Origin of the sequence: Bacillus sp. M13(2017), assembly GCF_002218325.1 — a bacterium.
Taxonomy (GTDB): Bacteria; Bacillota; Bacilli; order Bacillales; family Bacillaceae_G; genus Bacillus_A; species Bacillus_A thuringiensis_K.
This window is the reverse complement of record NZ_KZ268500.1, coordinates 680,798-698,248: the sequence shown is the minus strand read 5'-3', so window position 1 is coordinate 698,248 and position 17,451 is coordinate 680,798. Positions and strand designations below refer to the sequence as shown.

Genomic DNA, 17,451 nt, shown 5'->3' with positions numbered 1-17,451 from the left:
ATTTAATATTTTTATTGACATGTAAGATGAAAATATGATAAAAATTTAACTAACATCATATGAATCGGCGTTGATAGGATTTAGTAGTATTTCGATTTCTGATTTCAGAGAGCTGGTGGTCGGTGCGAACCAGTACAGAGCGAATTATGAATTACCCCCTGGAGCTTCTTTTACGAAACGTGAGGAGTAGTGAAAGACGGTTATAGACCGTTATGTCTAAAGAGTGGTGAAACGACACTGTTTCACAATTTAGGGTGGTACCGCGAATTTTTCGTCCCTGCATATATTGCAGGGGCGTTTTTTATTTTATAAGCGCATATCATATGACCCTTTATTTTGTGATACATTCATTTCACAAGCTAGGGTGGTACCGCGATTTCTTCGTCCCTGCATAATTATATGCAGGGACGTTTTTTTATCCAATCATTTCCGCATCATATAGAAGAACTAACAATTACCGGTAATTTGTCACAAAATTCTAAATTTTAGAAGGAAATATACAATATTGGCGAATTTTATATAAAAAAGAGCTATTTCACATTACTTAGGAGGGGAAAACAATGGTTTCAAAAATTGAGTCTGTTCTTTTAACAATTTTTATCTTTTTCTGTATTGGTTTTAGTGTTATTCAATTAGAAGTTTCACCACACATCCCAATTTTATTTGGTATCGTTCTTTTATTAGCATTTGGATTCTTAAAGAAAATCTCTTGGTCTACTATGGAGAAAGGGATGATTAGTAGTATTTCAGCTGGTATTCCATCTATATTTATTTTCTTACTTGTAGGTGTATTAATTAGCGTTTGGATCGCAGCTGGAACTATTCCGACTTTAATGGTATACGGCTTCCAACTTGTATCTCCAAAAATTTTCGTTCCAACTGTTTTTGTTGTTTGTGCAATTGTTGGAACGAGTATCGGTAGTGCTTTTACAACTGCTGCAACTGTAGGACTTGCCTTTATGGGAATGGGTACTGCCCTTGGATACGATCCAGCTCTTATTGCTGGTGCAATTATTTCTGGTGCATTCTTCGGAGATAAAATGTCTCCTTTATCTGATACAACAAACTTAGCGCCTGCTGTAACGGGTGTAGATTTATTTGAACATATTCGTAACATGCTTTGGACAACAGTTCCAGCTTTCATTATTGCTTTTATCGCATTTTTCATTTTAGGAAGCGGATCTGGTGGAAACGTTGATTTCTCAGCATTTATTAACACACTAGAAAAAAATGCAACGATTTCTATCGTTACACTGATTCCTATTTTATTACTGTTCCTATTCGCATTTAAAAAGGTACCCGCAGTTCCAACATTACTTGCAGGAATTGTGGTAGGGATTATTATTCTCTTTATTTTTAAACCTAGCACTTCTTTAGCTGATTTAATAAAAATTATGCAAGACGGTTACGTTTCTAAAACTGGTATCAAAGACATTGACAGCTTATTATCTCGCGGTGGCCTGCAAAGTATGATGATGTCAATTGCTCTTATTTTCCTAGCTCTTTGTATGGGAGGATTATTACAAGGAATGGGTATTATAGCGCAGCTGATGAATATTATCTCTAGCTTCGTAAAAACTAGTACACGCTTAATTATTTCTACTGCTTCAACTGCAATTGGTGTAAACTTCTTACTTGGTGAGCAGTACTTATCCATCGTTTTAACAGGACAAGCATTTGCTAATAAATACGATGAAGTCGGTTTAGAACGTCGTAATTTATCACGAGTATTAGAAGATGCTGGTACAGTAATTAACCCACTCGTACCATGGGGTGTCAGTGGCGTATTCTTAACAAACGTTCTTAGCGTTCCAACATTCGATTACCTGCCATACGCAATCTTCTGTTTAGCTTGTCCAGTCGTAACCATTATCGTCGGCTTTACTGGATTCGGTCTTTCATGGAAAAAAGAAAAAGCAGTACCAGTTTCATAATATAACAAAAAGGATTACCAAATCGGTAATCCTTTTTATATTTCTCGACTATCTATTCGCTTTCTTTCTTCTAAATAACATAAGTAATCCCGCTCCAACAAACGCAAGACCAGCTCCAATTGTAGAAGCAATACTTGCACCTGTTTTCGGTAAATCACGTTCATCTTTTTCAGCTTCTTTATTTTCACTTACAGTTGTTGTTTCTTTTGTATTTTGATCATCTGTTGTAGTTTGTCCAGATCCAGTAGTGTTTCCATCTTGCTTTGGTTCATTACCATTATTACCTTCTTCTGTTGGTGGTGTTGGTTTTTCTTCATTACCTGTTGGCGGTGTTGTTGGGTTTTCTCCATCACCTTTTGGTGGTGTTGTTGGATTTCCTTCACCAGTTTCTTTATCATCATTCTTCTTCGTTATATCAATTGCATATTTAGCAAATTCATTTTCAGATGGTCCAACATATGAAATCTTTCCATCTGCCTTTATATACTTTTGTGCATTTGGTGAAGAATCAAATGTTGTATTTAATTTATCTGCAACAATCGGTTTAAACGTCCAATTTTGATCAGCTGCTGGATTAATAACTGGTGTTTCTTGCATATACTTCACAATAATTTGACGTGTTTCATCTTGCGATTGGTAAATAACTTCTCCTTTACTTACACCAGGGAACGTTTTACTGCTACCGCGATAATTATTTGTAGCAACGATGAACTTTTGATCATCAGCTACTGGCTTACCTTCATATGTCATATTTACAATACGATTCGTATTTGCATTTACAACTTTTCCATCTTTATCGTATTTCGCCGGTTGTGTTACATCAATTTCGTATTTTAAGCCATCTAAAATATCGAAGTTATATGTAGGATAGCCTATATTTACTAACGGCTGTTCTTCTGTTTTCTTTGGATCAATTTGATTAAACTGACCTGCAGACATTTCAAGCCATTCTTTCACTTGTGCCCCATTTACTTTTACAGCATATAACGTATTTGGATATACGTATAAATCTGCAACGTTTTTAATCGCTAACGTTCCAGCTGGAATATCAGTATAATATGTTGCACCGTTTCGGCCACCTGCTTTAAATGGTGCACCTGCAGATAAAACCGGAATATCTTTAATCTTTTCATACTCTGGTTTTTTAAGTTCTTGTTCTACATACCATTTTTGCGCATTTGTCACAATTTGTACGGAAGGATCATCTTGTACTAATGAAAAATAACTATTAATTGGTGCAGTTGTTTTACCTACAGCTGTATTCACATAATCGATTGTCGCTTGATGATCATCTTTAATTTCATTAACTAGTTTTTGATCAGATTCTACTAATGGATTACCTTTACTATCAGCAATCGGACGAAGTTGCGGCTTAGACTGATCTTTTTGCACTTCCCATTTTCCGTTTACCTTTTTCAATTGCATATCAATAATACCTAAGTTACTACCAAAAACACCAGGCATTACAACTGGAACACCATTAAATACATCCTTCACTTCGGTATGTGAATGTCCCATTAATACTGCATCTACGCCAGGAACTTGTTTTGCTAAATAAAACGATGCATTTTCCATTCCTTCGTTGTATCCACTCTTATCAACACCTGAATGCGCTAGTGCAACTATAATATCCGCACCTTGCGCCTTCATTTCCGGAACTAATTTTTTCGCTGTTTGCACAATATCTTTTGCCTTTACTTTTCCTTCTAAATTCGCTTTATCCCAATTCATAATTTGTGGTGGAACAAATCCCATTACACCAATTTTCACTATTTGTTTTTGGCCTGCTTCATCCACTACTTCTTTCTCTAAAATATGATATGGTCTATCAAAGTAATGCTCGTCATTCTCATCATTACCATCATGGTCATCTATATAGACATTCGAGTTAATAACCGGGAAATCCGTTTTTTCAATCACTTTGTTTAGGTAATCTAAACCGTAGTTAAATTCATGATTCCCAAGAGAGATGACGTCATACTTCATTAAATTCATTAAACGATATAATGGATGTGTATAACTAGGATCCACACGATTCTTCGGATCTTTTATTTTATTCGCTACATAATCTCCAAGCGGTGTCCCTTGTAATGCATCCCCATCATCAAATAGGACAGAGTTTTTCGCTTCTTCACGTGCTTTATTAACGAGTGTTGCCGTTTGTACGAGACCTACTTTATTATCTGTTTTCGTTTGATAATAATCGTAATTCATTAAGTTAACGTGAATATCTGATGTTTCTAGAATTCGTAAGTTAACTGTACTCTCCCCAGTGTTCTCATCTGCATGAGCTGTTGCTGGCATTACTTGCGGTGCTATAACACCAATCGCAAGAGTTGCTCCAGCTAGCATTTTTTTTGACTTTTTCACAAAAAATCCCCCTTATACAATTACCAGAAATAATGAAATGAATCCCTATCTGTCTCTAACCACATACCTTTTTTCTTCTATTAGAGACACAATTTTCATTTCACCCTGCGCTAACGAGTAGTCCCCTTAAACGCCCGATTGATGATGACTAACAATTAATAGGAAATAAAGCTCCCACTAATTAAAGTTTCACCTTATCTGACATTATCATATATAAAGTTCTTTCCTATCGTCAATATTTTTTGACAAACTTCAACAAATTTTCTGTAAAGTTATTATAAACTTTTCATAAACATATAATATGCCCTTACATTGCTAATACTGCTGAATATGATACAATTACCAATTACAAGGAGGATGAATTTATGAAAAAAGTCATCTTAACAATTGTTTGTCTCCTCCTTCTGATCATTTCTTATTCTTATTTTGAAAAGAACGACGAGACAAAACAAAATGAATCTGAAGAAAAAACAGAAAAAACATCTGCCCCAAATTGGATTGATAAGCAAACAAACGAATCTTTTTATCATCTTGTATTAGGTGATTCACTCGCTAAAGGATATGGATCGACACAAGGTGGGTTTGCTGAATTAGCTTCTAAGCAAATAGAAGCACAAATTCATAAACCAATTACAGTAGAAAACCTTGGGGTAAACGGTCTTACAACAGATCGTCTCGCTAAAAAAGTTCAATCAGAAGATGTAAAGGAAAAAATTAGAGCAGCAAATATAATTACAATTAATATTGGAGGAAATAATTTATTTCGTTTAAATCGTGATGTTGGTGTTATAGATGGTATAAAAATGTTAAATAAAGAAAAAGCCCATTTTGAAGCAGATATAAAAAGTATTGTAAAGACAGTTCGAGATCAAAATCCGGACGCTTTACTCATTCTCTCAGAACTCTATAATCCGTTACAACTCGATGACTCCATCGCAAGTTATGCAGATATGTTTTTAGATGGCTGGAATGAATCTGTTTATTCCATTTCCAAAGCAAATCAACCATCTATCGTTTTACCAATTCGCAAATTAATATCGAATGATAAAAAAGAGTTATTATTTGACCAAGTACACCCAAATGATAACGGCTATGCGATTATTGCCAATACATTTACAAAGCAAGTGTTATCCTACAAATATTAAAGCGACCATGAAACAATTCTATTTTTATAACATGTCTTTTTTGTTACAATGATAGTGGAAGGGGGCCTTTATATGGAATCACGCGAGTGGGAACGTATTGTTGATCATCTTCTTTCGCTAGTGCCTCTTTTTTATCGCAAATTTATGCTTCCTGGAGAATTTTCTTCTCAAAGACATATGCCGCCATCACATACACAAGTATTACTGCTTTTGCATGAAAACGGCACATTAGCAGTTTCCGAAATCGGCAAGCGGCTAGCGATTTCACGGCCTAACATGACACCTCTATTAAACAAACTTATTCAAGAAGAACTAATAGAGCGTCATTATAGCGAAAAAGATCGACGGGTCATTTTAATTTCCTTAACAGCTGAAGGGAAATTATTAGTAAATCAGTATCAGCAATTCATTTTAGACAAACTAAAAGAAAATTTCCAAACATTATCTGAGGAAGAGCGCGAAAAGCTCATTCATTCTCTTCAAACCATTCAAAATTTAATTTTGAAAACAAACGTATAAAGCTGCTTCTAAATAGAAGCAGCTTTATGATTCGTAATAGTTACCATAGTATACATTGGAATATGGCCATGTTGTTAAATATGGTTTTTTTTCCTGCGTAGGCTGTTGTGTTGATAATTGTGGTATTTGTGATAATTGCTGTAATTGTTGTTGCCGATATAATTCGTATTGTCTACTCGTATCATAAACCGGATAATAACTTACATATGGATATACTTGAGGTACGTAATAATAATACATTATCCTCTCCTCCTTTTTCTTAAACATATTCAAAGGAGAAAATGAATGTGACATTGTTTATAATTGTACAAGTGGTTCTCTCACTCGTTTCTTCCTTTTCTTCAAACGTAACTTACGGTTCTTTTCGTATAAATAATGCACAACGAAATATGAAATGAGACCAAACCCAACTCCTAAAATCGTCATTCCAATTAATACATACACTTCACTTTGTAATAAGCTCTTTAATATCGTAAAAATGTGACTTGAAAACAAGTCCGATATCGTAAATGGTTCATGTTGAATTTTCTGTACATGAAATGGATAAATCATTTTTCCTAGCGCATACGCAAGCGGAAATAAAAATACTGGGAGAAACGATATCTTCCCAATAATATTGCCAATAACTGCCGCAGGAAAAGATCCCTTTGCTAACCTGACGATTGGATAAAATATTACATATACGAGCGATGCCGTATAAATGACTAACATTTCTAAGCCGAATCCTATAGCAAACCCTAACGATACTTTCTTTGCGCCTTCTGGCGATCGAAGCAACTTATAATATTGAAACTTTAATATTCTCCACATCCGCTGAAAAAACGAATATGTTTTCTTAGTTGTTTTCACCCTCATCATCTCTTTAACTATATTTTTATATGTAGTATGTCCTTACACACTCTGAACAACAAATTTAGTTTTCTCTTTTATTATAAATGATATCAAAATGGTTAACCAAATATACATCCAACATTTTAATATAAAAAAACCTCCCTTTTAGGAAGGCTCTTCTACATTTTTAAATAAACTCACTAATAACGCTTTTTGAGCATGCAATCGATTACCAGCTTGCTCAAAGACGATAGACTGTGGTCCATCTATAATTTCTCCTGTTACTTCTTCTTCACGATGGGCAGGTAAACAGTGTAAGAAACGATATGTTTGCTTCGCATGCTTAACAAGTTCGTCATTGATTTGGTAAGGTTGAAATAAAGTATATTTCTCTTTTTCGCCCTCTTGCCCCATGCTCATCCAAACGTCAGTATAAATGAAATCTGCTTCATTCACCGCTAATTCAGGATCATGCAAAACTTCAATTTCAGCTCCTGTTTCCTTGGCAATCGCTAACGCTTTTTTTACAATCTCTTCATTCGGTTCATATCCTACAGGCGTTGCAACAGTCATATGCATTCCGACTTTTGCACTCGCTAGCAACAATGAATGACATACATTATTTCCGTCACCTACGTAAGCCAATTTTATTCCTTTAAATGTATTTGTTTCTTCATATATCGTCATGAGGTCTGCCAATGCTTGACAAGGATGATGATCATCCGTTAAACCGTTAATAACAGGAATACTCGATTCTTTTGCAAGCTCTTCTACATCCGCGTGTGAGAATGTACGTATCATGATCCCGTCAATATACTGTGATAATACTTTCGCAGTATCTGAAACGGTTTCTCCTCTTCCCATTTGCATCTCTTTCCCACTTAAAAACATACCATGTCCCCCGAGTTGTACCATTCCCGCTTCAAAAGATACACGAGTACGAGTTGAATGCTTATCAAAAATAAGCCCTAATATTTTGCCTTGTAATAAAGGCTCTTGCTTATTCTTTTTTAAATATATAGCGAACTCAATTAATGAAATGATTTCTTCTTGCGTCAATTCTTCTAATGTTAAAAGATCTTTCGTATTTAATTTTGGTACTTGTACAGTTGACATGGAACTTCCCCCTTATATAATTGATACGTTTTTTGTACAAACTACTTTTTTTATCATATATACTGCCTGTTCTAACTCTTCATTCGTTATAATGAGTGGTGGTAATAGTCTTATAACATTAGGTCCTGCTTGTAATACAAGAAGCCCTTCTTTCTCTAGTTGTTCTATAAAACTTGAAACCTCATGCGTACACTCAATTCCAATCATAAGCCCCTTACCACGTATATTTTGAATACATTCGACATGTCGTAATTCCTCTTGCAACTTCTGTAATACGTACTCGCCCTTTTCCTTTACTTCTTTTAAAAACGATGGTTTCTTAGTTATTTGCAATACTTCTTTCGCTGCAGCCATTGCAATATAATTTCCACCAAACGTTGAACCGTGTGATCCTGCAGGAAACGATGTTCCAAGTTCTTTCCGGCCAATCATTGCTCCGACAGGAATCCCATTCCCAAGTGCCTTTGCAACGGTAACGATATCAGGCTCTATTCGTACTTGTTCATAAGCGAATAGTGTTCCAGTTCTTCCTATCCCCGTTTGAACTTCGTCTATAATAAATAAGGAACCGAACTTATTACATAATATTTCAATCTCTTTCAAAAAAGATAGATCAGCAGGTATTACTCCTCCCTCTCCTTGAACAACTTCTACCATTACCGCCGCAACTTCTTCATTCATTACTTCCTCTAATGCTTTAATATCGTTAAAAGGGATATGTAAAAAAGATGGAAGTAATGGACCAAATCCTTCTTTTACCTTATCTTGGCCCGTTGCACTCATCGTTCCAAATGTTCTACCGTGAAAAGACTGCTGGCATGTTACGACGAGAGATTTTCCAGTATGCTTACGTGCTAACTTTAAAGCCGCTTCATTTGCCTCTGCCCCACTATTACAGAAAAACACATAATCTAATGCTCTATTTTCTGTTAATAATGACGCAACTTCTTCTTGTAAGCTGTTTGTAAACAGGTTAGATATATGCCATATATCATCAAGTTGCTCTTGTACACTTTTGAAAACAGTAGGGTGACAATGTCCTAAATTACATACGCCAATTCCTGATGTAAAATCTAAATATTGCTTACCTTTATTATCAATAACTTTCGTTCCAGTTCCCTTTACAAACTCAATAGTTCTTTTGCCATACGTTTGAAAAAGATGACTCGTCATACAATACTCACACCTTTCGTTACCGTCGTTCCAATACACTCTCCCGTAACCTCAGTAAAATCTTTTGTACCATTCACAATACTTATCTTTTGCACTCCCATTTTTAATGATGCTAGTGCCGCCTGTACTTTCGGAATCATCCCACCTGTAATAACACCTGTTTCTATAAAAGTAGCAATTTCAGATTCATCCGTTTCCTTTACCAAATTCCCTTCATGTAATATTCCATCTACATCCGTAATAAAAACAAGCTCTTTTGCCCCTAACGCGGCCGCAATCCCAGCTGCAGCATTGTCCGCATTTATGTTATAAATTTCATTACCATTTACCCCGATTGGAGCAATAACAGGAATATAATTCATATTCATTACCCCTTTTAGTAAGGACGTTTCGACATAACTTACTTCTCCCACATATCCTATCTCCTCGTTGACAGGTTGAATTTGAAGTAAATTGCCGTCACACCCTGAACAACCTACCGCAAGTAAATTGTGCTTTTGTAAATTCATTACGAGTTTTTTATTCGTACTTCCGCATAGCACCATTTGAACAATATCCATAACTTCTTTTGGTGTTACGCGTAATCCATCTCTTTTTTCTACGTTGATGTTACAATCTTTTAATTTGGCATCAATTTCTGGCCCACCACCATGGACAATCACTACTTTATACTTCTGCTGTAATTTCTTTATACAATCAAAAAACACATCATTTAATTGATCCAACATACTACCGCCGCATTTCACTACAATATAATCGCTCATCTTCCCTCTCCTTATGTACGATAACAAGCGTTTATTTTCACATATTCATAGCTTAAGTCACAGCCCCAAGCTGATCCTGTCTCTTCTCCTAAATGTAAATACACATCAATCATAATTTCATGTTCTTTTAATTTCATTTCCATTTCCTCTTCAGAAAACATTTGAGGTTCACTATTTTTCAGCACCGTAATAGATTGAAGAGTAATATCAATTGTATTTGGGTTAATCGTGACTTCACTTTGTCCAATACTGCTAATAATTCGCCCCCAGTTTGGGTCTTCACCATGTATTGCTGTTTTCACAAGACTCGAACCGACTATTTTCTTTGCAATTTTCTTTGCCTCTTCATTCGTTCGAGCTCCTAACACATTTACTTCTATTAACTTCGTAGCGCCCTCACCATCTTGTGCGATTTTTTTCGCTAAATCTTCACATACCTTCTGTAAAGCAAATACGAAAGTTTCCCAATCTGCATGTTCCATATTTATCGGCCTTGTTTCTGATAATCCACTTGCCATAACGATGACCATGTCATTCGTAGAAGTATCTCCATCTACCGTAATTTGATTAAATGTACGATTCGTTATTTGTGATAATGCTGTTTGCAATTCTTCATGTTCTATATTGGCATCTGTCGTAATAAAACTAAGCATCGTTGCCATATTCGGATGAATCATCCCTGAACCTTTTGCAACACCAGCAATCGCCACTTTCTTCCCATCAATAATCATTTCATAGCAAGTTTCTTTCGTTATAAGATCCGTCGTTAAAATTGCTTCCGAAAAAGAATATGATTCACTTTCTTCCTTCGTCGGTATAAGAGTTGCAACTCCCTTTCGGATTATATCCATCGGCAGCGGAACACCAATTACACCTGTTGAGGCTATTGCAACGTAGTTTTCTTTCATCCCAAAATGTTCTGCCCCTAATGCGCGCATCTCGTAAGCATCTTGCAATCCTTTCATTCCTGTACAAGCATTTGCATTTCCACTATTAACGATAATAGCTTGTAATTTCCCCTCAGCCGTTATACTATCCTTCGTTACTTGCAAGGGGGCTGCTTGTATTTGATTCGTTGTATACACAGCGGCACATGATGCTGGTACATCACAAACGATGGCAGCTAAATCCTTTTTCTCCTTTTTCAAACCATTTGCAGTACCAATTGCCGAAAAGCCTTTCGGCGTTACAATTGAACCATTTTCTAATTTTGTAATAGACGCTACTTTAATCATCATGTCCCCCTTATGGATAAAGCGGCATATGTTGTAAACCTGTTGTCTCTTCTAGTCCCGCTATTATGTTTGCATTTTGCATCGCTTGCCCAGCCGCGCCTTTCATCATATTGTCTATAACAGAAACGACCGTAACTCTTTCTGTTCTTTCATCGTAAGCTATGCCAATATCACAATAATTTGAGCCTCTCACTTCCTTTGGACTTGGAAATTTGCCTTGCGTACAAATTCGGATGAAAGGCGATTGTTCATACGTTTCTTCATACAATTTTTGAAGTTGCTTTATTTCCATCTTTTGTTTTACTTTTGCATAAAGTGTAATCATGATTCCTCGTGATATCGGTATTAAATGTGTGCTAAATGTAATTGGCTGTAATTCACTATTCCATTCTGTAAGCATTTGCTCAATCTCTGGAACGTGCTGATGCTGGTTTACTTTATAGATATGTAAGTTATCGTATAGCTCAGGAAAATGAGTCATTGTTGTTGGTGTTTTTCCTGCTCCTGATACCCCTGATTTCGCATCAATAATAATCGAATCTTCTTCAATCATGCCGCTACGTACTAACGGCGCTATCGCTAGCAATGTGGCTGTAGCAAAACATCCTGGGTTTGCAATTAAATTTGCATTTTGAATCTCAGACCTTTTCCATTCACTTAACCCATACACTGCTTTTCTAAGAATTTCTTCTTTCGCTGCTGGCCTTTTATACCACAGTTCATATGACGAAGGATCTATCATACGAAAGTCTCCAGATAGGTCAATTACTTTTAAACCTTCTGCTAATAACTTGGGAGTTAACTCCGCCGATACTCCTGCTGGTGTTGCTAGAAATACAATTTCTGCTTCTTTCCCTATTGTCTCCACATCAATTTCTTGTAACGTATGAACGAGAACATTTCGAAGGTGTGGATATACATTTGTTATACACTCGCCAACTTGCGAAAAAGAATGAAGAGATGCTATCGAAAAATATGGATGTTGCTCTAATAACCGAATTAATTCAATACCTCCATACCCAGTTGCTCCAATAATTGCGACTTTCATAAGTTCCTCCTCATATCGATTCTTTAAATTAAGTATGATTATAATATTGTATATTTATAGAGTCAATTAAATATTTATAAATTTTTTAAACTTAAAAAACTTAATTTTACTAGAAAAATAATATACACACCCGAATTTTTATACACAAATAGTGCATGGTAGTTTTTTTATTTCACTTCAAGTACAATAAAACAATACATACGTACATACAGGCGGGAAAAAATATGAACGAAAAATTAATTGAGAAAATGATTATAAAAAGTTTTCAACAATATCAATGCAGTCCAATATCAAAAGAAGATCGGGAAATGCTAGTGAAACATATTCAAACGGTGACTCATTCAAATATTGAAATTGATTTATACGAGGAGATTGAGGATATTGTTTATGATTATGTGACTGGAAAACAATAAAAAATAGGAGATTTCCATGTGGAAATCTCCTATTTTTTACTTAATGATTTACCTGCTACACGTTCAAATAAACCTGGGAATAAAGCATAAAGTTTCGGGCCAATTCCCATCCACTTCGGTAAGTTTACTTCACGTTTTTTCGTGTGCATCGACTTTACGATTTGTTCTGCTACGTATGTTGGTTTTAACATGTAACGTCCCATATTCTTTACATATGTACCAGATTGATCCGCTATTTCAAAAAAGTTTGTATCTATCGGACCTGGATTAATTGCTGTAACATAAATATGTGTATTCGCTAATTCCATGCGTAAACTATTCGTAAAACCTAATACAGCATGTTTCGTTGCTGCATAAGCACTCGATTTCGGAGTTGCAATTTTTCCAGCAAGTGAAGCAATATTAAGAATATGTCCTTCGTTCTTGTTTACCATATAAGGTAGTACCGCTTTCGTACATGCTACTAATCCAAATACATTTACTTGGAACATATCTTTTACTTCATCCATTGACGCATCTTCAAACGTTTTAAAAATACCAAATCCCGCGTTGTTTACTAATATATCAATACGTCCTACTTCTTGTAATACCTTTGAAAAAACAGACTGTACTTCTATCTCTTCACTTACATCTAATACATAATAATAGCAAGGCGTATTATAAGTTTCTTTAATTTTGTCTACTAACGCTTGTAGTTTCTCTTCTGTTCGAGCCATTAATACGGGAGTCGCTCCCTGTGCTGCAACTTGCATTGCAACTTGCTCACCAATCCCACTAGAAGCACCTGTAATGACGATTACTTTATTTTGTAAACGTCCTGTCATTGCTGTCACCTACTTTGCATAATAAATCAATTGTTGCGATGACTCATCAATCATCACTTGTTGATTATATGCTAAATAGTCCAATTGTCCAACCGTTTCTGAAATAGTAAGTGGTAACTGTTCTTTATATAATACCGGAAATAGTTTTACACATACTTCAAATGCTGTCATTGGTTTTTCCTTTAATAACTCAAGCACTTTTAAAGCACGTGTTTCTTGCTTTTGTAATCTCGTTTCAATAAGTTGTTTCACATTTAGAACATCTTCCCCATGCCCTGATAAAATGCGTGAAATATTCATTTCGCTTAAACGCTGTAATGTTTGATTATATTGTAGTAATGGGCGTGCCCGCTCTGTTTGCCCTTCATATGGCGGTTCTAGTATTGGATTCGAAGAAATATGACTAATGAGAGCATCTCCACCAATTAATATTCCATCAGATTCTCTATATAAAGAAATATGAGTAGAAGCATGACCTGGTGTTTCAAGTACTATAAATCCAGGCAAAGAATCAATACGATCTCCTTCTCTGACAGTATGCGTTAACGATCTATTACAAGAATATTTAAGTGTCCTCGTCGTCAATAACGACTCGTCTTTCAAAAATGCTGCTGGCACACCAAACTGTAAGGCCGTCTCTCTAAAAAATTCATGATACCGCTTTAAAAATTCTGGATTTTGTGTAATCCAAGGCTCATTCCAAGGATGTCCAATAATATTCGTCTTCTCAGAAAATATATTTAAAAGTCCACAATGATCTGCATGATGATGCGTAATGACTACTGTTTCAATTTCTTCTATCGTATGCCCTAATGCACCTAATTGACTTTCTAACGCATTCCTTGCCTCTTCTGTATTCGTCCCTGTATCAATTAATGTTAATGTCTCCCCCTCAACTAAAAACACATTCACAGTTTCCACTGCAAATGGTACAGGAATCTCCATTCGGTGAATCGCCGTCATGCTTAGCCCCCCTGTCTCTTTCCGGTTCAAAAATGAATACTTCTTCAGTTTACAACTTCTATATATATTTGTCATTATTTTCAGACAAAAAGAGGTGTTTCCTATAAAAAAACGAATGTATGTACATTTATAAGAATTTCTAACCAAAATTAAAGGAGGAACATCATGTCTATTCAAAACATTTCCTTTCTCGGTGCAGGCTCTATTGCCGAAGCTATTATTGGTGGCTTGTTACATGCAAATGTCGTTAAAGGTGAACAAATTACTGTAAGTAATCGTTCTAACGAGACAAGATTACAAGAGCTACATAAAAAATACGGTGTCAAAGGTACTCATAATAAAAAAGAATTACTTACTGATGCAAATATTCTTTTTCTAGCAATGAAACCAAAGGATGTTGCAGAGGCGCTTACCCCTTTTAAAGAATACATAAATAATAACGTGCTTATTATTTCATTACTAGCAGGTGTTTCTACTGACTCAATTAGAAAACTACTTCAAAAAGACATTCCAATTATTCGTGCAATGCCAAATACATCCGCAGCCATTTTAAAATCAGCTACCGCTATCTCCCCTTCAAAACATGTAACAGCGGAGCATATTCGCACTGCAACATCTTTATTTGAAACGATTGGTCTCGTCTCTGTTGTAGAGGAAGAAGATATGCATGCTGTCACTGCATTATCCGGAAGTGGACCTGCTTATATTTATTACGTAGTGGAAGCTATGGAAGAAGCTGCAAAAAATATTGGTTTAAAAGAAGATGTTGCAAAATCACTTATTCTTCAAACGATGATTGGTGCTGCTGAAATGCTAAAAGCAAGTGACAAACACCCTTCTATTTTGCGAAAGGAAATTACTTCTCCTGGTGGAACTACCGAAGCAGGTATTGAAGTATTACAAGAACATAAATTTCAACAAGCACTTATTTCTTGTATTACACAGGCAACGAAACGATCACATAACCTTGGAAAAACATTAGAACAACTAACAAAAGAAAAATAGAAAAAGGAGCTCAAGTTTATTTGAGCTCCTTTTTCTATAATTACACTTAGTTATTGTTCTTCCCAAAAATCTCTTCTTGCAGGCGACGACCAGTTGGCGTTGCTGCAAGTCCACCTTCTGCTGTTTCACGAAGTGCTACTGGCATCGTTTGTCCGATTCTAAACATTGCCTCAATTACTTCATCACATGGAATTGTACTCGTTACACCAGCTAATGCTAAATCTGCTGAAATCATCGCATTTGCAGCTCCTGCTGCATTACGTTTTACACAAGGTACTTCTACAAGTCCTGCAACAGGATCACACACTAAACCAAGCATGTTCTTTAATGAAATTGCCATCGCTGTAGCTGCTTGATCTTGTGTTCCACCAGCCATCTCAACTGCAGCTGCAGCCGCCATTCCACTTGCTGAACCAACTTCAGCTTGGCATCCTCCCGCTGCACCAGAAATACAAGCGTTATTCGCAACAACCATACCGAAAGCTCCTGCTGTAAATAAGAATTCAATCATTTCTTCACGTGTAGGCTGCAATTTTTCTCTTAGTGCAAATAGTACACCTGGCACTGTTCCAGCAGACCCTGCTGTTGGTGTTGCACAAATAATTCCCATCGCCGCGTTTACTTCATTTGTTGCAACAGCTTTGCTTACTGCGTCCAAAATCGTATCTCCTGATAAGCCTTTTCCGCTCTTCATATACGCTTGAACTTTTACAGCATCTCCACCAGTTAAACCAGTTGGTGATTTCACGCCGCGAATACCACGTTCTACTGCTTGCTCCATCACTACTAAGTTCTTTTCCATACCAGCAATTACTTCTTCACGTGAAATACTTCTTGTTTCCATTTCACATTGAATCATAATTTCTGCGATTTTTACATTTTGTTCTTTAGCTTGCGCCACTAGTTCCGCTGCGTTCCGAAACATGGTGTGTCCCCCCTGCAATTATTCCATAATAGTTACTTGACAAATATTTTGTTGCGCTTTTATTTCTTCAATTACTTCATCTGCTAATAATTCATCTGTTTCAATGACCATAAGTGCTCTTCTTCCTTTTTCTTTACGAGAAACACTCATTGTACTAATGTTAATCTCATGTTTCGCAAGGATTGAAGCTACCGCTGCAATAGCACCGAAGCGATCGTTATTTACAATAAGTAGTGCTGGGCTCGTGCCTGATAATTGAAGATCGAATCCGTTTAATTCTACAACTTCAATTTTACCGCCACCAATTGAGCAAGCAACAACTTCAATTTCATCTTCACCTTTATACAAACGAATTCTCGCTGTATTTGGGTGAGGTGCATTGGCATCTTCTTCAATGAATTCCACTTCAATTTCGCGCTCTTTTGCTATTTCTAGCGCCTCTGGAATACGTAAGTCATCTGTTTCAAATCCTAATATTCCACCGATTAGTGCTACATCCGTACCATGCCCTCGATACGTCTTTGCAAATGATCCATATAACGAAATGCTTACTCTTTCTGGTTCATGACGAAACAGCTGGCGAGCAACTTGCCCCATTCTTGCTGCGCCTGCTGTATGTGAACTTGATGGTCCAATCATAACTGGACCGATAATATCAAATACTGAGCGATACTTCATCATAACTCCCCCTAAACCTCTATGAAAAAAATTTATTCTACTATTCTATTAAGCTGCTACATCTGTCGCTTTTCCAGTTGTACCACGAATTTGTTCTGCTGTACGAATTGGATAGTTTTGAATAAAAGTAATCCAATATAACCTGAAATAATACCAGTTATCATAATACATAAGAATCTTAGTATTATTTTTATTAAAAAATGATATAAGATAATCCACAATAAAGTCTGGTAGCAATCCAAAGTTTAACACAGAAGCCATTGGAAGCATAGCATAAACAAGTGATATAACCATTGCTAATGCAACTAAATTTGCACCCGCTATTCCGCCTATACTACCTGCTGATGTTCTGAACTCTTTTAAAGAGTGGTGTACCAATTAAATCTCCACCACCTTATTAATAAAAAGCTTCTACTAAGGAACTCGCAATAGATACACTTGCTAATCATATCGTTTAGCTAAAAAGTGAAAAAGACTTATGACAAATAATAGTAATATCTTTCCTATT

18 protein-coding genes and 1 other annotated feature are annotated in these 17,451 nt (G+C 36.1%); of the genes, 5 read left to right on the top strand and 13 right to left on the bottom strand.

Annotated elements, in window-relative coordinates; translation table 11 throughout:
• The first annotated feature begins 61 nt into the window (after positions 1 to 61).
• Positions 62 to 282 (top strand) — a binding site (T-box leader).
• A 278-nt stretch (positions 283 to 560) separates the two neighbouring features.
• Complete coding sequence (gene nhaC, locus CGQ22_RS04035; protein ID WP_000253730.1) at positions 561 to 1,934, top strand: Na+/H+ antiporter NhaC; 1,374 nt, start codon at positions 561 to 563, stop codon at positions 1,932 to 1,934.
• Between the two features lie 48 nt (positions 1,935 to 1,982).
• Here the strand turns inward: nhaC and cpdB are convergent, their stop codons facing one another.
• On the bottom strand, positions 1,983 to 4,304 hold the full coding sequence (cpdB, locus tag CGQ22_RS04030; RefSeq protein WP_089148298.1) for a bifunctional 2',3'-cyclic-nucleotide 2'-phosphodiesterase/3'-nucleotidase: 2,322 nt from the start codon (positions 4,302 to 4,304) through the stop codon (positions 1,983 to 1,985).
• 365 nt (positions 4,305 to 4,669) lie between these two features.
• On the opposite strand from cpdB, the gene CGQ22_RS04025 reads away from it, so the two are divergent.
• Both CGQ22_RS04025 and CGQ22_RS04020 read left to right on the top strand, forming a co-directional pair.
• On the top strand, positions 4,670 to 5,449 hold the full coding sequence (locus CGQ22_RS04025; protein WP_000755850.1) for a GDSL-type esterase/lipase family protein: 780 nt from the start codon (positions 4,670 to 4,672) through the stop codon (positions 5,447 to 5,449).
• Positions 5,450 to 5,521: 72 nt separating this feature from the next.
• Positions 5,522 to 5,968, top strand: a complete 447-nt coding sequence (locus CGQ22_RS04020) for a MarR family winged helix-turn-helix transcriptional regulator (RefSeq protein WP_000445819.1) — start codon at positions 5,522 to 5,524, stop codon at positions 5,966 to 5,968.
• Between the two features lie 24 nt (positions 5,969 to 5,992).
• Here the strand turns inward: CGQ22_RS04020 and CGQ22_RS04015 are convergent, their stop codons facing one another.
• From CGQ22_RS04015 to argC, 7 genes are all read right to left on the bottom strand, one after another.
• On the bottom strand, positions 5,993 to 6,208 hold the full coding sequence (locus tag CGQ22_RS04015) for a hypothetical protein (protein WP_089148297.1): 216 nt from the start codon (positions 6,206 to 6,208) through the stop codon (positions 5,993 to 5,995).
• 57 nt (positions 6,209 to 6,265) lie between these two features.
• Positions 6,266 to 6,826, bottom strand: a complete 561-nt coding sequence (locus tag CGQ22_RS04010; protein ID WP_033672806.1) for a DUF2062 domain-containing protein — start codon at positions 6,824 to 6,826, stop codon at positions 6,266 to 6,268.
• A 138-nt stretch (positions 6,827 to 6,964) separates the two neighbouring features.
• Positions 6,965 to 7,915: an ornithine carbamoyltransferase gene (gene argF, locus CGQ22_RS04005; protein WP_000108892.1), complete on the bottom strand. Its 951-nt coding sequence runs from the start codon at positions 7,913 to 7,915 to the stop codon at positions 6,965 to 6,967.
• A 12-nt stretch (positions 7,916 to 7,927) separates the two neighbouring features.
• On the bottom strand, positions 7,928 to 9,088 hold the full coding sequence (locus CGQ22_RS04000) for an acetylornithine transaminase (RefSeq protein ID WP_089148296.1): 1,161 nt from the start codon (positions 9,086 to 9,088) through the stop codon (positions 7,928 to 7,930).
• Entirely contained in the window at positions 9,085 to 9,852 is a 768-nt protein-coding gene (gene argB, locus CGQ22_RS03995) for an acetylglutamate kinase (RefSeq protein WP_001286778.1), read from the bottom strand. Before argB ends, CGQ22_RS04000 begins: the two co-directional genes overlap by 4 nt.
• Positions 9,853 to 9,863: 11 nt before the next feature.
• A complete protein-coding gene (gene argJ, locus CGQ22_RS03990; protein ID WP_139032791.1) occupies positions 9,864 to 11,087 on the bottom strand; it encodes a bifunctional glutamate N-acetyltransferase/amino-acid acetyltransferase ArgJ in 1,224 nt (407 codons plus the stop codon).
• Between the two features lie 10 nt (positions 11,088 to 11,097).
• Entirely contained in the window at positions 11,098 to 12,135 is a 1,038-nt protein-coding gene (gene argC / locus CGQ22_RS03985) for an N-acetyl-gamma-glutamyl-phosphate reductase (RefSeq protein ID WP_089148294.1), read from the bottom strand.
• Positions 12,136 to 12,359: 224 nt separating this feature from the next.
• Between argC and CGQ22_RS03980 the strand changes: the two genes are divergently transcribed.
• On the top strand, positions 12,360 to 12,548 hold the full coding sequence (locus CGQ22_RS03980) for a YqzH family protein (protein ID WP_001003225.1): 189 nt from the start codon (positions 12,360 to 12,362) through the stop codon (positions 12,546 to 12,548).
• A gap of 29 nt (positions 12,549 to 12,577) precedes the next feature.
• On the opposite strand, the gene CGQ22_RS03975 is transcribed toward CGQ22_RS03980, so the two are convergent.
• Positions 12,578 to 13,372, bottom strand: a complete 795-nt coding sequence (locus CGQ22_RS03975) for an SDR family NAD(P)-dependent oxidoreductase (RefSeq protein ID WP_089148293.1) — start codon at positions 13,370 to 13,372, stop codon at positions 12,578 to 12,580.
• Positions 13,373 to 13,381: 9 nt separating this feature from the next.
• Positions 13,382 to 14,335 (bottom strand): MBL fold metallo-hydrolase, encoded by a 954-nt coding sequence (locus tag CGQ22_RS03970; RefSeq protein ID WP_089148292.1) that lies wholly within the window; start codon positions 14,333 to 14,335, stop codon positions 13,382 to 13,384.
• Between the two features lie 165 nt (positions 14,336 to 14,500).
• Between CGQ22_RS03970 and proI the strand changes: the two genes are divergently transcribed.
• Positions 14,501 to 15,340: a pyrroline-5-carboxylate reductase ProI gene (gene proI, locus CGQ22_RS03965; RefSeq protein WP_074593459.1), complete on the top strand. Its 840-nt coding sequence runs from the start codon at positions 14,501 to 14,503 to the stop codon at positions 15,338 to 15,340.
• Between the two features lie 46 nt (positions 15,341 to 15,386).
• On the opposite strand, the gene sdaAA is transcribed toward proI, so the two are convergent.
• Genes sdaAA through CGQ22_RS32330 form a run of 3 tightly spaced genes read right to left on the bottom strand, consistent with a single transcriptional unit; the run spans position 15,387 to position 17,321 of the window.
• The gene (gene sdaAA, locus CGQ22_RS03960; protein WP_000489461.1) at positions 15,387 to 16,265 is read right to left on the bottom strand and encodes an L-serine ammonia-lyase, iron-sulfur-dependent, subunit alpha; all 879 of its coding nucleotides are present in this window, start codon (positions 16,263 to 16,265) and stop codon (positions 15,387 to 15,389) included.
• Between the two features lie 18 nt (positions 16,266 to 16,283).
• Positions 16,284 to 16,943 carry an L-serine ammonia-lyase, iron-sulfur-dependent subunit beta gene (gene sdaAB / locus CGQ22_RS03955; RefSeq protein ID WP_000877445.1) on the bottom strand — a complete coding sequence of 220 codons (660 nt, stop codon included), beginning with the start codon at positions 16,941 to 16,943 and terminating at the stop codon, positions 16,284 to 16,286.
• A gap of 48 nt (positions 16,944 to 16,991) precedes the next feature.
• Entirely contained in the window at positions 16,992 to 17,321 is a 330-nt protein-coding gene (locus tag CGQ22_RS32330; RefSeq protein ID WP_002164171.1) for a hypothetical protein, read from the bottom strand.
• Positions 17,322 to 17,451: the final 130 nt, after the last annotated feature.